The 18,201-nt window shown below is 57.6% G+C and carries 14 protein-coding genes and 2 pseudogenes; all 16 read right to left on the bottom strand.

Features of this window, described 5'->3' with window-relative positions:
• Positions 1 to 193: 193 nt before the first annotated feature.
• Positions 194 to 1,141: pseudogene (locus JOD69_RS15440) on the bottom strand (IS5 family transposase); the annotation flags it as partial.
• Positions 1,142 to 1,180: 39 nt separating this feature from the next.
• Positions 1,181 to 1,609 (bottom strand): RHS repeat-associated core domain-containing protein, encoded by a 429-nt coding sequence (locus JOD69_RS15445; RefSeq protein ID WP_210024051.1) that lies wholly within the window; start codon positions 1,607 to 1,609, stop codon positions 1,181 to 1,183.
• 177 nt (positions 1,610 to 1,786) lie between these two features.
• Positions 1,787 to 2,380, bottom strand: a complete 594-nt coding sequence (locus tag JOD69_RS15450; RefSeq protein ID WP_156882046.1) for a hypothetical protein — start codon at positions 2,378 to 2,380, stop codon at positions 1,787 to 1,789.
• A complete protein-coding gene (locus JOD69_RS15455) occupies positions 2,377 to 7,116 on the bottom strand; it encodes an RHS repeat-associated core domain-containing protein (protein WP_245245618.1) in 4,740 nt (1,579 codons plus the stop codon). Before JOD69_RS15455 ends, JOD69_RS15450 begins: the two co-directional genes overlap by 4 nt.
• Before the next feature lie 174 nt (positions 7,117 to 7,290).
• Entirely contained in the window at positions 7,291 to 7,911 is a 621-nt protein-coding gene (locus JOD69_RS15460) for a hypothetical protein (protein ID WP_156882023.1), read from the bottom strand.
• A complete protein-coding gene (gene xrtM / locus JOD69_RS15465; protein WP_156882024.1) occupies positions 7,898 to 8,404 on the bottom strand; it encodes an exosortase family protein XrtM in 507 nt (168 codons plus the stop codon). Before xrtM ends, JOD69_RS15460 begins: the two co-directional genes overlap by 14 nt.
• Positions 8,405 to 8,643: 239 nt before the next feature.
• Positions 8,644 to 9,825, bottom strand: coding sequence for a hypothetical protein (locus JOD69_RS15470; protein WP_156882025.1), 1,182 nt, complete (start codon positions 9,823 to 9,825; stop codon positions 8,644 to 8,646).
• Positions 9,826 to 9,980: 155 nt separating this feature from the next.
• Positions 9,981 to 12,044 carry a glycosyltransferase family 41 protein gene (locus JOD69_RS15475; RefSeq protein ID WP_210024052.1) on the bottom strand — a complete coding sequence of 688 codons (2,064 nt, stop codon included), beginning with the start codon at positions 12,042 to 12,044 and terminating at the stop codon, positions 9,981 to 9,983.
• A gap of 159 nt (positions 12,045 to 12,203) precedes the next feature.
• Complete coding sequence (locus tag JOD69_RS15480; RefSeq protein WP_210024053.1) at positions 12,204 to 12,446, bottom strand: hypothetical protein; 243 nt, start codon at positions 12,444 to 12,446, stop codon at positions 12,204 to 12,206.
• 255 nt (positions 12,447 to 12,701) lie between these two features.
• A complete protein-coding gene (locus tag JOD69_RS15485; RefSeq protein ID WP_210024054.1) occupies positions 12,702 to 13,436 on the bottom strand; it encodes a hypothetical protein in 735 nt (244 codons plus the stop codon).
• A 201-nt stretch (positions 13,437 to 13,637) separates the two neighbouring features.
• Complete coding sequence (locus JOD69_RS15490; protein WP_210024055.1) at positions 13,638 to 14,285, bottom strand: hypothetical protein; 648 nt, start codon at positions 14,283 to 14,285, stop codon at positions 13,638 to 13,640.
• On the bottom strand, positions 14,273 to 14,611 hold the full coding sequence (locus tag JOD69_RS15495; protein ID WP_156882055.1) for an archaeosortase/exosortase family protein: 339 nt from the start codon (positions 14,609 to 14,611) through the stop codon (positions 14,273 to 14,275). Before JOD69_RS15495 ends, JOD69_RS15490 begins: the two co-directional genes overlap by 13 nt.
• 17 nt (positions 14,612 to 14,628) lie before the next feature.
• Positions 14,629 to 14,835 carry a hypothetical protein gene (locus tag JOD69_RS15500; protein WP_156882067.1) on the bottom strand — a complete coding sequence of 69 codons (207 nt, stop codon included), beginning with the start codon at positions 14,833 to 14,835 and terminating at the stop codon, positions 14,629 to 14,631.
• A gap of 217 nt (positions 14,836 to 15,052) precedes the next feature.
• Positions 15,053 to 15,199 (bottom strand): annotated as a pseudogene (locus JOD69_RS15505) (IS5/IS1182 family transposase); the annotation flags it as partial.
• Between the two features lie 43 nt (positions 15,200 to 15,242).
• Positions 15,243 to 15,383, bottom strand: a complete 141-nt coding sequence (locus JOD69_RS15510) for a hypothetical protein (RefSeq protein WP_210024057.1) — start codon at positions 15,381 to 15,383, stop codon at positions 15,243 to 15,245.
• A 229-nt stretch (positions 15,384 to 15,612) separates the two neighbouring features.
• Positions 15,613 to 17,823 carry an ATP-dependent RecD-like DNA helicase gene (locus JOD69_RS15515; protein WP_210024058.1) on the bottom strand — a complete coding sequence of 737 codons (2,211 nt, stop codon included), beginning with the start codon at positions 17,821 to 17,823 and terminating at the stop codon, positions 15,613 to 15,615.
• Between the last annotated feature and the right edge of the window lie 378 nt (positions 17,824 to 18,201).

Here is an 18,201-nt window from a genome sequence, read left to right on the forward strand (position 1 = left end):
TTGGCATCTTCCACCGTTCTCCATGTAATGCCAGCAGCATGGCTCAAACACTCAATCGGCGACGGGCATTGGTCTATTGGCCAGTATCTGTTTAAGGAAGCTCTGAATAAGTGCGTTTTATTGGTGGCTCCGATAAACCGGCCGGGGCTGTCAGCCGAAAAAGGTCGTTTTTCCCTCCCCAATTGGCGCCCGCCATCAACTCCTCCCGCACCTGGTAGAGATTGCCGAGGGCAAACAGCAGGTAGAGTTGCTGCCCGTTTTTGAAGAGTCCCCGGTACCGGACCTTGGTATAGCCGAATTGGCGTTTGACGATCCGGAATGGGTGTTCGACCACCGCCCGCAGCGCGGCCAGCATGCGGTTGTGAAGCGCTTGTTCCGCAGGCAAGTCCTCGCCCTTCTTACGCTTGAAGGGAAACGCCCAGACCGGCTCGCCCTCCTGGCGTTCGACCTCCAGATTGCGGTCCTTGCGGGTATAGGCCCGATCGCCCAGGACGACCTGCTCCTCGCCGTGCAACAGGGCATCGGTCATGACCCCGTCCGCCACCTTGGCGGTGGTGACTTCCATCGTGTGCACCAAGCCTGAATCAGCATCCACGCCGATGTGCGCCTTCATGCCAAAGTGGTAATTGTTACCCTTCTTGGTCGAACTCATCTCGCCATCCCGCTTCCGCTCGCGGTTCTTCGTGGACGGCGGGGCGGCGATCAGGGTGGCATCCACGATGGTCCCTTGACGCAACAATAAGCCCTTTTCCGCCAATAGTGCCGCCGTTTCATCGAATAGGGTTTGCGCCATCTGATGGGTTTCCAACAGGCGCCGGAACTTGAGGATCGTGGTTTCATCCGGCATGGCGTCCTCGCCCGCATCCAGCCCGGCAAACTCGCGTAGCATCGGAATGTCATGCAGCGCCTCTTCCATCGCCGGATCGGAGTAGCCGAACCAGTGCTGCATCAGGTGGATGCGCAACATCGTCTCCAAAGGAAAGGGACGCCTGCCCCGGCCGGCCGTCGGGTAGTACGGTGCAATTCGGCTCGTCCACAACGCCCAAGGAATCACCTGCTCCATGTCCTGGAGAAATTTCTGACGCTTGGTCAGCTTCGGTTTCTTCACAAACACGGTGGCACTGAGTCCGAGTTGCTTCATCTGGTGTCGACCTGTCGAAAATTGGACGTTGGCGTTATTTTACCGAGGGGGAGACTTATTCAGAGTTTCCTTAAAGTAGTTGGCCTGCTGCGTCGCCCAAACGGACACCTGACGCGCCAGCAGCCCATTCGGATCGGTGAAGTTGACCGGATTGTTGCCCACATAGGCATAGCGGTTGATCCCGTCGAGGTAACCCACGGGGTCGCGTTGGGTGAAGCGGCCTATGCTCGGGTCGTAATACCGGGCGCGGTAGTAGACGAGACCATTCGCATCGGGCTCCCGGCCGGTGTAGCCGTAAGTGGGCACGGTACCGCTGCCGGCGAATTTCTGGCCGAAGGCGTCGAAGCGCTGGGTGGCGGTGACCGCGCCGGTTGCACTGGTCAGGGCCAGGAGCGAGCCGAGCCCGTCCGGGTGGTAGTAGCTCGCCGTGGCGCTCGGGCTGCCGACGCTGCCGGTGAGGCGGGCCACGGGCGCATCGAGCCCCGTCTGGACGTAAAGGGCGTTGGGCGTCGTCCAGCCGGAGCTCGGATATTCGCCGTGGAGATGGGGGCCATCGTAACGGAGTAGCCCGTGCGCTCAATCCCTGGATTACACTTCGCAAACCCAGGCCAAGCGGGCGATGGTTCGCCTCGACAAAAGCTTACTTTATGTCGTTAGATCTCCAAGCCCGTCCAATGGCTCGTCCAGGACTGGCAATGCTTCTGTGGCTAACTTCTTCCAGCGACTAACGTCAATGCGTTGAAAGAGTTCTTCAGTCACGACGAGCCCTCCATTCCCTTTGTAATAAATAGACTTTCCTTGGGGAGGCAAGGGATATAAGTATTGCTTACCCATCGCGAAGTAAACTGTACGTCCACACTCGGTACAGCGCCGACAAGCGACGTGTTGATTGCCTCGAACGATAATTTGCGGGTAGCTATGATAGGAAACGTACTTATCGAGCCGGGTACCATCAGGACCATATACCTGCCCCAAATAGAGATCTCGCTGGGCTTCGTCTTCACCCAGCGAGCAAAGGAAAGCCTTTTGAGCAATACCTAATCCACATCCGTTAATAAAGTTCAGAGGTATGTCTTCCGGGTACAAATCGAGATAAACATCAATCTCACGAACGCCAGGTTTTGGAGAACAACACGCGAGACATAGCCAAGTCTTCCGTGCCTCCTCGTAGTCTGCTTTGGTGATGTCGCACGACTCCGTAGTTGTGGAAGATAGCCGATAGAATAGCTTGTTAATCATGGGAGTTGCCTGAAGTTGTCGTCCATTAGATTACGCCATACATCCTGAGTGATGTTGGTGCCGTATTTTTGATCAACGGCGCGAGAGGCGTCGAGTACAGCATCCAATGCAGTATTTTGGGTGCCAGGGTTAGCGAGCATATAGTCGATCCAGTTTTCCCTACTACCTCCAACCCCACCAACATTAAGCGGTATTCCCGCGTCTTTCAGATTTTGATTCAAAACCTGGTGGAATTCCGTATGGATCGGCTGCGGTAATTGCGTTAGTTCCTGCTTGGCGTTGCCCCCCAGGAATTGCGGTATCGGGTGGTGCCCGTGAGTGACAGCCTGCCCGAGATCAACTAGGTTATCAACCTTATTCACCCCACGGACCACGCCGGCGATTTCGGACACGCCGGGAATAAGACCGAGGGCCCGCTCCCAGCCGGAGAGCTCCTGGCCGCCAAACAGGGTTTTACCGGTGGCGGCGCCGTAAACGTCCGCGTAGATTCCCACCGGCGTGAAGCCGACGCCGACGTCGGCCGCCGTGCCGCTGTAGTCGTTGAAGTAGCTTCTGCCCTGGGTGTCGAGCCACGTCCCAACCTGCCGCGCCAACAACCCATTGGGATCGGTGAAGTTGACCGGATTGTTGCCCACATAGGCATAGCGGTTGATCCCGTCGAGGTAACCCACGGGGTCGCGTTGGGTGAAGCGGCCGACGGTCGGGTCGTAGTACCGGGCGCGGTAGTAGACGAGACCCGTGGCATCGGGCTCCCGGCCGGTGTAGCCATAGGTAGGCACGGTGCCCGCCCCGGCGAGCTTCAGGCCAAAGGCATCGAAGCGCTGGGTGGCGGTGACGCTGCCGGTCGCGTTGGTCAGGGCCAAGAGCGAGCCGAGGCCGTCCGCGTGGTAGTAGCTCGCCGTGGCGCTCGGGCTGGCAATGCTGCCGGTGAGGCGGGCCAGGGGAAGGTCGAGACCGGCCTGGACGTAGAGGGCATCGGCCGTCGTCCAGCCGGCACTCGGATATTCGGCGTAGAGGTTAGGGCCGTCATAGAGGTAATTCGTGGCGACGCCGCCCTCGGTCTTCTGGATGCGCCTTCCCTGGTCGTCGTAGCGGAAGCTGGCGCTCGTGCTGCCGGTGACCTGGCCCAGCCGGTCGAAGCTGGTCCAGGCGTACTGGGTGACCTGACTGCCGGAACAGCTGGTGTCGTTCGGCCGGGTGACCGTGCCGCCGGTGCACTTCTGGGTGAGCTGGCCGACCTCATCGTAGAGGTCCGCTTCGAGCAGCGTCCCGGCGAGGGAATTCTGGCGGACTTCGGTCAGCTGCTGGGCGGCGTCGTACTGGTAGGCTGTGGTCTGGCTGACCGGGTTGCCGAGCTGCTTTTGGACGCGGTTGCCGAAGATGTCATAGGCATAAGTTTGCTTCTGGCTCGCGGTGCCGTTATCGACCTGAGTGAGCCGGTCGAGCGGATCGTATTGGTAGGTATAGGTCAGGGTCGGCAGGCCCGAGACCGTCTCCTGGAGGGTCTTCCGCCGGCCGAGGCCGTCGTAGGTGTAGGTCGACTGAGCCAGCGTCGACGCCCCGCTCTTGTGGCTTATGCGCTGCAGGCTGTCGTCGGCGTTCCAGGCGAGGGTCTCGGTGACGCCGTTCGGGTAGCGCAGCTCGGTCAACCGGCCGCCGGCGTCGTAGGCGAGGCCGAAGGTGTCGAAGTTGGGCGCCCAGAGGCCGATCAGGCGGCCGACGGGATCATAGAGGGTGTGGGTGGCTCCGCCGTCGCTGTCGGTCAGGCTGTCCAAGAGGCCGCCGGGACTCCAGGCGTAGCTCAGGGTCTTGACCCCGCGGCTGTCGGTGACGCTGTCGAGCCGATGCGCGGCGTCATAGGTATAGTCGTAGGCGACTTCCAGCTGGCTCGGCACCGCGCTCCAGGTTTCGGCGCGGATGACCTGCCCCAGGGGATTGCGGGTGTAGACCACCTGGCGCCCGTCTTCCGCCGTCGCCGACAGGAGCTGATGGCCGGTAGCCCAGACGTAGGTCACGGTATGACCGTTGGGCGTCTGCCGGGTGAGGACGTTGCCGTGGACGTCGTAGGTGTAGGCGGTGGTGTGGCCAAGGGCATCCGTTTCGGCGAGCCGTCGGCCGAAGTCGTCGACGGTGTAGGTCGCCTGGGTGGTCACCGTGTCCGAGGCGGAGGCGCCGGTATCCGGGTCGATGCCGCTGCCGCCGTTCGCGGCGGTCCGGCCGGCCTTGATTTCCTTCAGATGCCCCAAGGCATCGTAGATCCAGCGGGTGACGGGGCGGATGGTCTGGCCGAAGGTGGCGGAATTGGGGTCCGAGTCGGTATACGCCGGACCCGCTTCGCGGACGAGGCGGCCCAGGGCATCGTAGGTCCTTAAGGTATCGCGGGCGGTTTCGCCCGAACCGGCCGCGGGCTGCTCGGTGAATTGGATCACCCGGCCCAGGGCGTCGTAGTCGAACTGGGTGATCCGCCCGGCGGTGAAGCTGCCGACCTTCGGCCGGGTCACCTGTTTCAGGCGGCCGTCCCCGGCCGCGTTCCAGTAGGTGTAAGTGGTCGCGTGGCCGTTGGGGTCGGTGACCGTTTTCACCCGCCCGGCGGCATCCAGTGTGCGGCGGACCGCATGCTCGGCCTTGTCGTAGGCGCGCACCCAACGGCCCACGGGGTCGTAGTCGAAGCTTAAGCTGTAGGCATCGGGGTCGGTCACCTGCGTGAGGTGCCCGGCCGCATCGTACCGGTACAAGGTGGCGTAGCCGCCGGCATCGAGGGTTTGCGCGAGCCGCCCTGAGTCGTCGTAGACCTGGGTGGCCGAATCCCAAAGCCGGGTCTTTCCGGCCTGGGTGAGTTTCAGCTCGGCATCGATGAGCCGGCCATCGCCGTCGTGGCGGTACGTTCGAAGCTGCCCGATCGCATCGCTTCCTTGGATGACCCGGCCGTCGGCGTCGTAGGCGGCCTGGACCGGGTGCCAGTCGGCGTCGATGCCCTGGGTTTGCCGCCCCAGGCCGTCGAACGCCAGGCTCGCGGTATCGGCCGGATCGGAGGCGTTGATCAGGCCGTCGCCGGTCTTGTCGCCCAATCGGCTGAGCTGGGTGGGATACAGGGTTTGGGCGTCGTAGGTGGTCGTGACCGTCGGCCCAGTTCCGCCGGCGAAGCTCCCTAAGCTGGCGCCGGTAAAGTCGCGGAGGGCCTTGGTCTGGGTCGGCTGGCCGAAGTTCCCGTCGTACGCGTATTTCGTCCAACTCGCGATGGCGGAGGCCGGGGGCGTGACGCCGGCCGTCGGCACCTGGCCGGTCTTGAGGCGCACCGCGTCGGTGAGATTGCCCTTGGCGTCGTATTTGAGGAGCGTCCAGTTCCCTTGGGCGTCCTTGATCCGCTGCGGCGCGTGATAGGCGGTAAAGTCGGCGTACTCGGTGGCGGCGCCGGAGGGCGGGGTGATCCGGGTGACGTTGCCGACACTGTCGTACTGGTAGTGCGTGGTCAGCCCGGCCGGATCGGTCTCCGAGAGGCGGTTGAAGGGGTTCGCCGCATCGTAAGCGTAGGTGTAGGCCGCGCCGGTTTCGTCGACGATCCGGACCGGGTTGCCGTTGGCATCGAAGGTATGCCGCCGCTCGTAGCCGCGCTCGTTGACCGTCACCGTCTCGCGGCGGAAATCCTGGTAACGGAAGGTGGTGGTTTCCGGCAGCAGGGTGCCGTGCTTGTGGCGCCGATGGCGGAACACCCGCCCGTCCAGGTAATAGGCAAAGCGCATCCCTTCGCCTTCCGGCAGGGTATACGTCTTCAGGGCATGATCGATATTCTGGCCGTCGGCGGCGGTGTAGTAGTCGTAGGTCACGGCACCGTGCTGCCCCGCTACGCCCAAGGGGCTCTGGTAGCTCGTCAGATGGCCGTTGCCGTCGTAGCCGTACCGGTGGGTGGCGAGCACGCTGCCGCCCGCGGCTTTCACCGTCACCTGGCTGATGCGCCCTGAGGTGTAGGTGAACGCCAGCGACCGCCCCGGGCCGTCGCTGACCGAGCACAGAACATTGCCGCAGCCGGTGTTATAGGAAAGGGTCAGGGTATTGAGATTGCGGTCCTTGATCGTCAAGAGCCGCGCCACCTGTCCGGCGGTGGTTCCGGCGTTGCTCTCGAAGCCGTAACGGAGGCCGTTCTTCTCGGTCAGACTCCACGACCCGTCGGCCTCGCGCTTCACAACCGAATACACCCCCGGCGCGGCCTGGAAGACGCTGCCCGCCGGCACGCTGCTGCCCGGAAGCCGGAAGAACCGCTCCGCCCCGGTGCCGTCCACCCAGCCGACCCTGACATACCCGCCCTCGGCGCCGTAGAAGTTCAGCTTATGGTTGAAGCTGTGGGTCCAGCCGAACCCCAAGGGGCCGTCCTTGGGTCCCCGGCTGTTGTAGGCGCGTTCGAACACCAAGGGCAAGCCGCGGCCCGCCACGGACACATCCCGCTCGGTGTGGTACAGATTGCCGGTGGCGAGGTTGACCGGATCGCCGCCCCAGCTCATGACCGCGTTCCAGCCGTTGGCCAGGGTCGCCGAGTTGATCGGCCAGACGCTCGGGGCCACGCTGGGAATGAACGAATCGCGCGGATAGGAGACCGGCACCGGGCTCGTGTTGACCAGCGAATAGCCGCCACCGAGGGCTACCCGACACGGCCCGGATAACCAGGTCGTCAGGAGCAGCAGAAAGACAAGGGTGAGGCGGCAGAACAACGGCATGAAGGAAGCGTTCGGGAAATGGTCCAAGACAGGATGCGCCACGGCATCCTATCCCACCCGGCTTGGCTCGTCCGATGTCGGCGAATCTCGAACGACGCGCCTCCTGCGTCGGCGGCATCCTACAGGGAGCGCACCTTACGGCGTTCAAGAGCAAGTCGATCTAAGTTTTCAAGAGACCGGTAATCAAGAAAAAGCTGACGCTCACCCAGTGGATTGCCCAACAGTGCCGAAAAATACCTTGTTTACGTGTATACACAAGATGGCCGCGGTCACGGCTAGCACCCAGCGTCCACCCATTTCGCTAAAGATCATCCACGTCAACGTCAGGGATTCATGGCGCACCACATGGGCCTGCTGCGGCATGTCCTGAAGCTGGATTTCCAGCGTTCCCAGCAATACAAAAGGGCCGGTGAGGCCGACGACGAATATCGATGTCGGCACGCCCAATACCAGCAACGCCGCGCGTTCGACCCAGCGCCGCGTGGGCCAGGCCATCAGAAGGGACCCTTCGATGACCACCGGAACCAGGATATGCATCAGATGGGTTCCCGTGGTCAGTGCTAAGCCCGCCGGAATCTGTTGGCCGCCGCCCAAGGGCAACGGCTGCAACAGCCAGGCTTCGAGCTGGATGAGGACATCGTGATTGTCCGCGACCAGTTTGAGCGACGGCGCGTATTCTGGGGCAACCGACAGGAGGACGAACCGGAACAGCGGCAACATCAGTTCCGCCAAGGGTGCGCTGAAATAGATTCCCAACGCCGACAAGCCAAGCCAGGCCACCACGGCTCTCGCGGAGAGCTTGAGCCAATCAGCGCGCTGCATCGGCGGAGCGCCATGCGCCCGCCGCCCACCCGGCGAAGAACAGGCAACCTACTAGGATGATCAAGGTCGGTGCGAGATAGGTATGAATCAACTGAAACCAGTCGCGATGGTGGGCAATGACGAAATAGAGCCCGCTGATCCGGATCAGGTTGAGGCCATACATCAACAAAACGCCCAAGCCGATCCCGATCCATTTGCGCGTGATCGTCGAAGGGAACGCTAAAATGGCCGAGATCACCAGAAACAGCGCGCCCGCGCCGTCACAGCCGCGGACGATTTCCAGGTCGGCCTGTGGCGATACCAGATGATTCTGAACAGCCGACACCCTTTCCATGGGCGCGAGCCGGTTGATCAGGTCCGCGCAAAGCGTACCCAACCCCCGGTTATACGCCTCGCTGAGCATGTCATCGGGTATCTGGAAATAGGCGTAGTTAAGCAGTGTGTAACTGCCGACGAATAAGAGCCATTGTAGGTACAGTACCTTCCTTGTCATCACAATTCAAAGAATAAACAGTTGATTTGCTCGTGATACTGGGACATGATCAACCGATCTGTCTTCGTATAACCACTAATCGGGCTGGCAACCTTGGATCCTATGTCACAGTGCGACGACATTTGCCGCGCCACGATTCCATGTCGTTGAACCTGCGTGCGGGGAAAGGTGCGACTAAGACATCCGTCTGCGATTTGGATGCCTTTTTGGATTCAATTGACCGACAAACCCCAGTGGATCTAACAACCACCACTTTTTTTCAGCTTCATTTGCACAGTGAAAGAAATCATTATTGTCGCAATAAGCATTATCAGCAGCCAAGATTCAGAAAGCGCTGGGACCTGATGGATTTCTGACGAGGGGGGCGGTGTAGGTGCAATCTCACCTAAAATCACTGGTGAGTCACTGCCATTTGACGTTCCATTTCCTAAATAGCCATTACCCCAAAGATATACAGTACCATTAGTTGATGTAGCGAATGCGATAGCTCCTCCTTCAGTGTATTCTATAGATTGAATATTCATTAATCCACTTACCACGGAAGCAATTGGATTATTACTATTGCTGAATGACCATACTGAGCCATCGTTCTTTAATGCCATGGAAGAATATTGGCCTGCAGCAATGGCAACAACATTATTTAAACCTGCAATTTGTCTGAAATTCACACCAAAAGCACCGCCTGCCGCCCATACAGTACCGTCACTTTTCAGGGCTACAGTGTGTGTATAGCCACTAGCAATCTGTAGAACTCCAGTTAAGCCGGGGATTAACGTCGGAGTTGGTATGCCACAAAAGGGCGACCCACAAGTGCCCCCATTTCCGAACTGACCATACTCGTTACCTCCCCACGCGTAAACCGTTCCATCACTCTTTAAAGCATAACTAGACCTGGAATTTGAGCCACCGGCAGACACATCTATAATTCCCGTCAATCCAATGGCCTGTACAGGAGTTTGTTCATCGTATGTGAATGAACCTATGCCTAGCTCGCCCTGCTGATTATCACCCCAACCCCAGACAGTGCCGTCTGACTTTAAAGCAATAGTATGCAAATGCGATTCAGCAATCTTAGTAACGTTATAAATTGGAACTTGATTTGCCGGCTTATTTAAAAAAGACGAGCCTCCAAAAGGAATTTTCCATACAGTGCCATCATTTTTAACAAACGACACCCCTGATACCATTTTTACATTTGCCAATCCCGTATATATCGCAGGAACTAACTGAGTAGCGGGTGGCGAGTCGTAATTCAGCGCCCCCCAAGTCTTAACTGTTCCATCAGCCTGCACAGAAAAATTAGTATTGTAAATTCCCTGACCAGCTCCACCATTCTTGGGAAATACTATCGCTTGGACGTGGGTTGAAATGAAGCAGCCGAGCACTGCGAAGAGGACCAGCCTCGCATTTAAAATTAACATCACAACAGCCTCCGAAGAAACATTCCATACATCGCAAAGTCAAGTAATCAATCAAAATTAGACCGATCGTATAAATAAACGTTAGACAAAATATCACCGAAAGGACAATTCGCGATTCAAAAACACTGGCCAGCCATATAGGAGAATTAGTAAGTTTATAGAAACAACGCATTCGTTCCGTTCTTATTATCCATCAATGATCTTTTCAACGATAAATTCAATGCACCTACAAGAAACTCTTCCCATTGACTCAATACTTGACGATCCTCGAAGAGAACCATTTTACGATCAATAATCTTTCGGGAAATTGAATTTCTCAAATCTTTATCATTCGCTATTTGAGCGGCTCGTCTTGCATAATCTGATGGATCAGTCGCGATGCATTCATATATTCCCATTTTTTGATACATACCAAATGTATGCCGCCCACGCTGGAAATGACTAGGGAGGGTAATGACTGGTGTTCCCACAGAAAACGCTTCGAGTGTGGTGTTCATTCCATTGAAGTACAGCGTATCGAGTACTACATCGGAAAACGCCAGCAAATTCATGTAGTCGTTGAAATTCTGACGGGATAAAAACAAAATACGCTTTACTGCCTCACCGACAGAGCGTTTAAATCGCTCTTTCAGTAATTTTGTCCAATAAGGTATATGGGCCTCTAAACAAAGAATCGTCGCTTGATCGTCAATTCGAAGAATTTGAGCAAGCATGAAGTCAAAATCGGGATGAAATTTGAATAACGTCTGAGGGCACAGATATAGATTCGTCCGCTCACTTAAGCCGAAATCATGTCTTGTTTTATCAAGCCTAGTCTCCGGTTCGTAATAATACGCGGGAGTGGCAACGTTCTGTAATTCAATCAGCTTTTCGCTGTAACACGAACCGGAGTTTCGAGGTTCAAAATAATTTGTCGAAATAAAATAATCGATATTATCAATTCCAGTCGTATCTGGATGTCCAAATGACACGCACTGCACTCTCGCTAACCTAGAAAAAGCGAGATAATATGTGAATGGCTCCATGCCTATGTCTTGATAAAAAAGGATGTCCAATTTTAGATTAGAAATCTCTTTTCTAGCTTCGTGCAGTGATTGTGGCAGTATATGATAGTAGTCAGAGCAGTTTTGTATTAGCCTTGAAACAGGATCATCGATTACAGGTGGAACAAAGATTGAATGGACTTCGAATAGCTTTCTTGATAGTTCTGCTATCAACCCTCTACTTGTTTTTCCGATACTATGCAAGTGGAAAAATTTTGAAATGAAGCCAATTCGAATACGACCTTTTGATTGCCTATTTTCAAGGCAGTGAGGGGAGGTCCAACTTAATGATGGACAGGATGTCATCATTAGTTGGGCAATTTTACAGTTCAGTTCCCTATTGTCTAAACCGTGAAATGCTAGATAAAAACTTGTTTTCCCAATTTCGGAAAGAGGATCTTGTATCTTTAGCTCAGCTTCTATAAGTTGATTTATCTTTGACAGAAACTCTTCTCTCCAGTCAAGAATGGCTTGTGTCGATGAAGGAATAATTGGAATCTGCAACACGGATATTATTTTAAATGCATCCGATGGATGCTCTGCTAATAACTTATCAAATATTTTGCTCGCTTCACCTATTCGGCTTTGATTTGCTAGTGTGACTGCCTGGTTGAAGAGCGCTGTCTTGCTAGTAGGATCTAATCGTAATACTTTTTGGTAGCAATCGATCGCTTCATCATATTCGTTTTGCTCCGCGAGTATCGAGCCTAAGTTTATCAAACCGTCCGCGTCTGATGGATTTGATCTGACCCAATTTCTAAAAACTTCCACAGAGGCTTTATAGTTTCCCTGATCGCGCAAAGCCATGCCCAATTGAAAATATAAGCCTGCATAACTTGGCTGCATATCAATGGCTAAGCGATAGCTATTTATTGCCTGATCAAGGCTGCCGACCGCTTTGTAGGAATTTCCGAGATTATACAAATAGGAGAAGTCGCTTTTAATAGATATCGCGGAGTTGAACAACTCTATAGCGTTATGATGCCGTCCTTTTTGCGCTTCTATAATGCCTAGCAAGTTATAACAATCTGAATTATTTTTATCTATTAATAATATTTTGGTGCAGATTTCTTTTGTCTTTTCAATGTCTCCTTTCTGAAAATAATCAATGGCCAAATCCAAAGCTTGCGCAACGGTTATAATCTTATCGGTTATACATGAGGTTTTCGTTGCCATTTTAATTTTGTATCGCTCAGAAGGTGTTCTAATAGCTAAAATAATCCTTGCATCTGCGTATTACGCGAGTGTAATAGTTTTGCTATGGTTCAAAATAGACGTTGATCAGAGAGATGGGAAAAGACTGTTTGGCACGATGGGTTTTACGACGAGAATACCTCAGAGCGGGTTAGTTTTGGCATAAGCCTCGCCCTGGGTCACGCCGGCGTTGACCAGCGCCTCGACCGCGGCGGCGGTCGCCGCGACCTCGAGCCCCGGCACGCTTTCCCAGCGGCCGTCGCCGTGTTGATGTTGAATCAGCCAGGCCAGCCCCTTGAGGCGGGCCTCGTCGATAGGCGCCGCCTGGCCTGACGCGGCCACGAAGAGGCCCAGCCCGAGAAGACTCATAATCAGACGGTTCACGTTTCTGTCATTCCTTGCAAGCGGTCGATGGGCGCACCATAGAAGCCCAATGTGACCATCGTGTAACAGGATGGTAACGGCCGTGTGACAAGCAAAAATGCGGAAAACATCGGAAGTCAGACGGGACGCGGCTTTCGGACTGTCCGTAATCCAAGGCTTACACGATTTTCCGCCAAAACTTACACGAAACGGGTACTGTGTTTATCCCCGAAAAGCTTTCGTCGTGCCGGGCACCGGGATGGCCGACGGTAACATCTAACGCGTGTCGCCCACCCAGATCAGCCGGCCTGAAGTCCCGATCGACGCCTCGCTTTTCACGAGGCATCCGCGCGTGAACGCCAGGCGATCCAGGACCCAAGGCCACGCTCCTTCGGCGTCCGGTACGAGCGTCCGGCCCAGCACCGACAGACGGCCGCACTCGACCTCACGCATGAGCTCATCGGAGGACACGCCCAGAAGACAGGCTGCATCAGAGAGGCGAAGACTCTCGCCATGCAAGCGTTTCCGGCGCATGTCCAAAGCCCATAGTTCATCGGCGGTCAGCCAGTCGGCAAAAGGCGCCAGGCGCATGCGCCATGGGCCTTCTCGGCGCGCGATCAGGTTGACCACGGCCGTGGTGCAGGCCGCGCGGGTCAGCCACAGCGCCAGTTCACAGGCTTCGCGAGAGCCGAGGGTATCGAGCTCCGCGTTCCGCCAGCTAGGCTCATGCCGGCGGCCGGCTTTGTAGAGGCGTGCCCTGATCTTCTCCCCCCACGGCGCCAAGCGGACCCGAAGAGCCTCGCCTTCGTCGCCGCTCAAGAGCCAGGGCTCAACGCCGGGCGGGCATTCGAAGGTCAACCGGGTCGCCTGTGGATTGACCACGAGGTAATGGGCGACGGCCTCGGGCCCCTTAAGGGCCTCGATCGTGCGCACGCCGGCGCGAAACTCGAGCAGGCGTGCGCGGGCCGTTTCCAGGCGCGCTAACAAGATCGGATACGAATGAATCGGCACGGGGCGTTGTTGTATTGGAAGCGGTCGATGCGCGCACCGTAGAGGCCCTCCGTGACACTGGTATAACGGGACGGTAACCGATTAATGACAGGGTAACCGCGGACAAACACCGAAACTCGGTCCGGAAGCGGCTTTTAAATCGCCGGCCATCCACGGCTTACAGAAAAATCAGTCAAAGCCGACACGGAACGGGGGTGTTCCTTATCCACGATCGGCGCCACGGTCTGATCGACACGGGACTGCCCGCGGGACCGTAGCGCCGGAAGCGTATCTGATATCCATCCAACGGCCGAAGGCGATACTCGCCCACGCCGCGGCCAGGGCCAACGCGAGACGCCCGCCGCCGTTCATGGTGTGCATCCAGCGGACGCTCAAGGAATGGTTCAGTTGATCCGGCGCCAGATTGGCGAGCACCAGATCCTCGACACTGCCCACCAGGACCAGCGGCACATCGAGCCCTTCGACCGCCAGCAGCAGCGGCACCGAAATCCCCAGCCGGATCAGGCCGGCCCGGCGCCATAGGCCCGGCCAGGACAGCACGATCGGGTAGAGCACGAGCGGATGCTGGAGCGCATGCCCCTTCAGGGTGGACGCCGTGATCTCGCCGCCGGGCGGCAGCCGTTGACCGCCGACCGGCAAGGGTTCGACGAGCCGGACGGTGACCTGGATGACGGGTTCCTGGTTGAGCCGATCGAGGTTGAGATTTGTGATGCGCCACTCGGGGAGCAGCCGCTCGATGACTACGGCGTAGCCGGGTAGCATGGACCGGACGTAAGAGTCGCCCCCCCAAAGAACGCCTGTCACGACCACCACATAGGCGGCGATCAGGCGCAGGATCAGGGACCGCATCCGGCCTTCCCGGTGGTCGCCTCGGGCGTCGACCGGACCTGCTTGGCCCAGACCAGAAAGAACAGGCTGGCCGCCAGGATGATCAGGGTCGGCGCGAGAACGCCATGGAGCAGTTGAAAACTGTCCCGGTCGTGGCGCAGGGCGTAATAGAGTCCGACGATGCGGGTCTGGTTGAGCGTGTAGATCAGCAGGCTTCCCCCTAACAGCCCCTGGAGTTTGTGTCGGAGGCGGGCTGGAAAAACGAGGAAGGCGGCGACGAGGAGCAGCAGGGTTTCGGTGCCTTCGCAGCCGTTCAGGACGTTCAGCCGGGCCCAGGGCGAGACCAATCGGTGCCCCTCCGCGATCACCCTTTCGCCGGGATCAGCCAATCGATCAGGGCGGCGCTCGGCCGCACCGTGAGCGTATCGATGAGAAGCCGCTCCAGCGCGCCGCCGCGAGCGTCCTGGTACAGCCACTGCAGGCCGCCATAGAGCAATAAAAACCGCAGCGGCAAACTGCGACAGCGGGGCCAGCCGCCGCGGAATGGGCGAATCGGTAGGGCGCGAATCATCGGGAGCATAACGATTGAGTGGAAAGCCAAGATACTGCTGGTTGGCAAGGGCCACGCGATGACGCAGCCAAGGATAGGCATCCCATATGACAGGCCGAAGACAGTCTGATCGGCAGCGTTTATGTCTAAACCTAACTTTAGAGCCTGTAAAATAGCCGGAACGCAGTAATGACGGGAAGCATGCAAACGGCAAAAGAATTCACAACCACCTTCGGGCGCGCACTAACCAGCGCAGGCCATTGAAGATCTCACGCAAATCGTGCCGGCGTTGCGGCGCGTCCGCCTTCATCAAGGTTAAATAAGACGCGACGAAGGTCCATTCGTCGTCCGACACATCGCTAGGATAAGGTTTACGAGTCATCATGCTCGTAATAACCACTTCTCCAGCAGAAAGGTCATAACACGCTCTATTCGTTCGGATTCGCCGCGAGGGCCGGCAAGCGCGGGACGAAGATCCTAATGAGGGCTCCCCCCGGTTCGTAGCCGGCGCAGATCTTTTCGCGGACGTTGCGGGCCGCTTCGAGCTGGCCGGGATCGTCGGTGGTCAAGGCACTGAGGCGGCTCGGTAGGACTCGACCGCCTGGTCCAGATCGTCGATGCCGAGGGATATGTCCCGGCCCGCAGCGCCAATCTCGGCGCGGCACGGCACGGCTGCCCTCGTCGCCGGCACTATCGGAACGCATCGCGGCGGGAGGGAGAAACCGTCTTCGAAACGTTGCCGAAATTCGGCGAAGAACCGACGCACATGGTGTCGATGCCGGTGCGTCCCCATAGGTATCAAGATATTATTGTTTCGAACACGGCCAATCGTTCTGCCAGCCGCGTCACTCGCTTCTTCGCCTTCCAACTCCGTACGGCCATAGCCAACGCTTTCGGTTCCGCAATCACCACTACCAGTTTTTTCCCGCGCGTGACCGCGGTGTACAACAGGTTTCTTTCCAAAAGCATGTAGTGCTGCAGGGCGAGCGGGATGACCACGGCCGGATACTCGGAACCTTGGCTCTTGTGAATGCTGGCCGCGTACGCCAGGGCTATCTCGTCCAGTTCCGAGAGGTCATAAGTGACTGTGCGGCCATCGAAATCCACTGTTAAGGTGCTTTCTTCCTGATCGATTGTAGTGATGCGGCCAATGTCGCCGTTGAAGACGTCCTTGTCATAGTTGTTCACCATCTGAATGACTTTATCGCCCGGCGCGAACGTGGTTCCGAACTTCGTCACTTTGGGCTCGGCCTGACCATTGAGCAATTGTTGGAATTCGATGTTCAACGCGCGCACGCCCAAGCCGCCGCGGTTCATCGGCGTGAGCACCTGAAGATCGTTGACGGGGTGAACACCGAATCGCAGCGGAATGCGTTCGACAACCGCCTGAATGAGCTTCTTCCGGACGTCCTCGGGCGATTCAGCCTCAATGAGGTAGAAGTCGCTGGCTTCGCCCTTGGGCGTGGCGACCGGCAATTCACCTCGGTTAATCCGGTGGGCATTAACGATGATTCTGGACTCTTGCGCTTGGCGGAAGATCTCGGTGAGCCGGACGGTGGGCACAGCCTCCGAAGCAATGAGGTCGGCGAGCACGGCGCCGGGGCCGACGGAGGGCAGTTGGTCCACATCCCCGACGATGAGGAGGCCCGCAGCATCCGGCACCGCCTTGAGAAGCTGATTCATCAGGACCACGTCCACCATCGAGGCTTCGTCGATCACCAGCAGGTCGGTTTCCAGCGGGTTTGCGTCATTCCGCTTGAACCTGAATTCCTTCGGATCGAATTCAAGGAGACGATGCACCGTCTTGGCCTCGAGCTTAGTGGTTTCGGTCATCCGCTTGGCCGCCCGTCCGGTCGGAGCGCACAACAAGACACGGACTTTCTTCGCCCGGAGAATCCGCAACACGCTATTGACCAGGGTGGTCTTGCCGACTCCCGGCCCGCCGGTGATGATGGTCACCTTATTGCCGAGCACCGTCGTGACGGCTGCCCGCTGCGATTCGGACAGGGTTAGCCCGGTCCTCTCCTCGACCCAGGGAATCGCCTTGCCGGCATCAATCTCACCCCAGGGTGACACGCCCTCGAGCAGACGTCGGATGTGGTTCGCACAGCCCGTCTCGGCGCGGTACAGCGGCGCCAGGGACAAGATCTCGCCATCCGGCGTGGTTTCCCCGATGAGATTGTCCGCCTCCAATTCGGCGCCGATAGCTTGCTCGATGATCGCTTCCGGGACTTCCAGGAGTTGGGCGGCCATCGAGACCAGCGTCTCCCTCGGTGCCGCACAGTGTCCCTGCTCCGACCAGAGCTGAAGGGCATGGCGTACGCCGGCCTGGGCGCGAATCAGAGAGTCCGATGGGATGCCGAGCTTCTGAGCGATGATGTCCGCGGTCTTGAAGCCGATGCCCCAGATATCCAGCGCCAGCCGATAGGGATTTTCGGTGACCTTGAGAATCGATTCATCGCCATAGGTCTTGTAGATACGCACAGCGCGGGATGTGCCAACCCCGTGCGATTGCAGGAACACCATGATGTCCCGGATGACCTTCTGTTCGGCCCAGGCTTCGACCACTCGCATGCGGCGCTTGCGGCCAATGCCCTCAAGCGTCTCCAACCGCTCGGGCTCCTGCTCGATCACCTCGAACACCGCTTCACCAAACGCCTTCACCAACTTTTTGGCGAAGTGCGGGCCGATCCCCTTGACCAGCCCGGACCCGAGATACTTCTCGATACCTTCCAGCGTAGTGGGCGGGACGACCTTGAGGTGATGAGCCTTGAATTGCAGCCCATGGGTCACATCATTGACCCAGCGCCCTAAACATTCGATGAATTCGCCCGGCGAGACCGAAGCGGCCGAACCGATCACGGAGACCAGGTCGCGCTGCCCCTTGACCTTGACCCGCAGCACGCAGAAACCGGATTCCGCACTGTGGAACGTCACGCGCTCGACCGCGCCGGACAGCCGTTCGTAGGATGGGGGGTCGGTTTCCTGAAATGACATGGAAGTCGTCATGGCTACTTGGACAAGCAAGCGGCTCAAATTTTTATCAGCTTAACACGCTGACGAAGCAGAAACCTGGAACGCGACCAACCGGAATCTGGAGCGTTCAGGCCAAGGAGGATGTCAACTCAGTTTGTCCACGTCGACGTAAAACAGGCCCGCATGGATCAGGTATTCTGGACTCAAATCCCCTGGTCAGGCTCAGACCCACTATTGGCCAGCGGTCAGCAGTCGCCATCCGCTTATCCTGGTGGGGCTTTCCTGCCTACGTGCGGTAACATCCGCAAAAGCTCGTATAGAAGACGATGCAGCGCCGAGCGAGAATATAGTCACGCTGGACACAGGACCTCGCGCCAGCCTAAAGGGAACAAGCCCGAGACAGACGGGTAT

Origin of the sequence: Methylocaldum sp. RMAD-M, from assembly GCF_017832375.1 — a bacterium.
Classification (GTDB): Bacteria; Pseudomonadota; Gammaproteobacteria; order Methylococcales; family Methylococcaceae; genus Methylocaldum.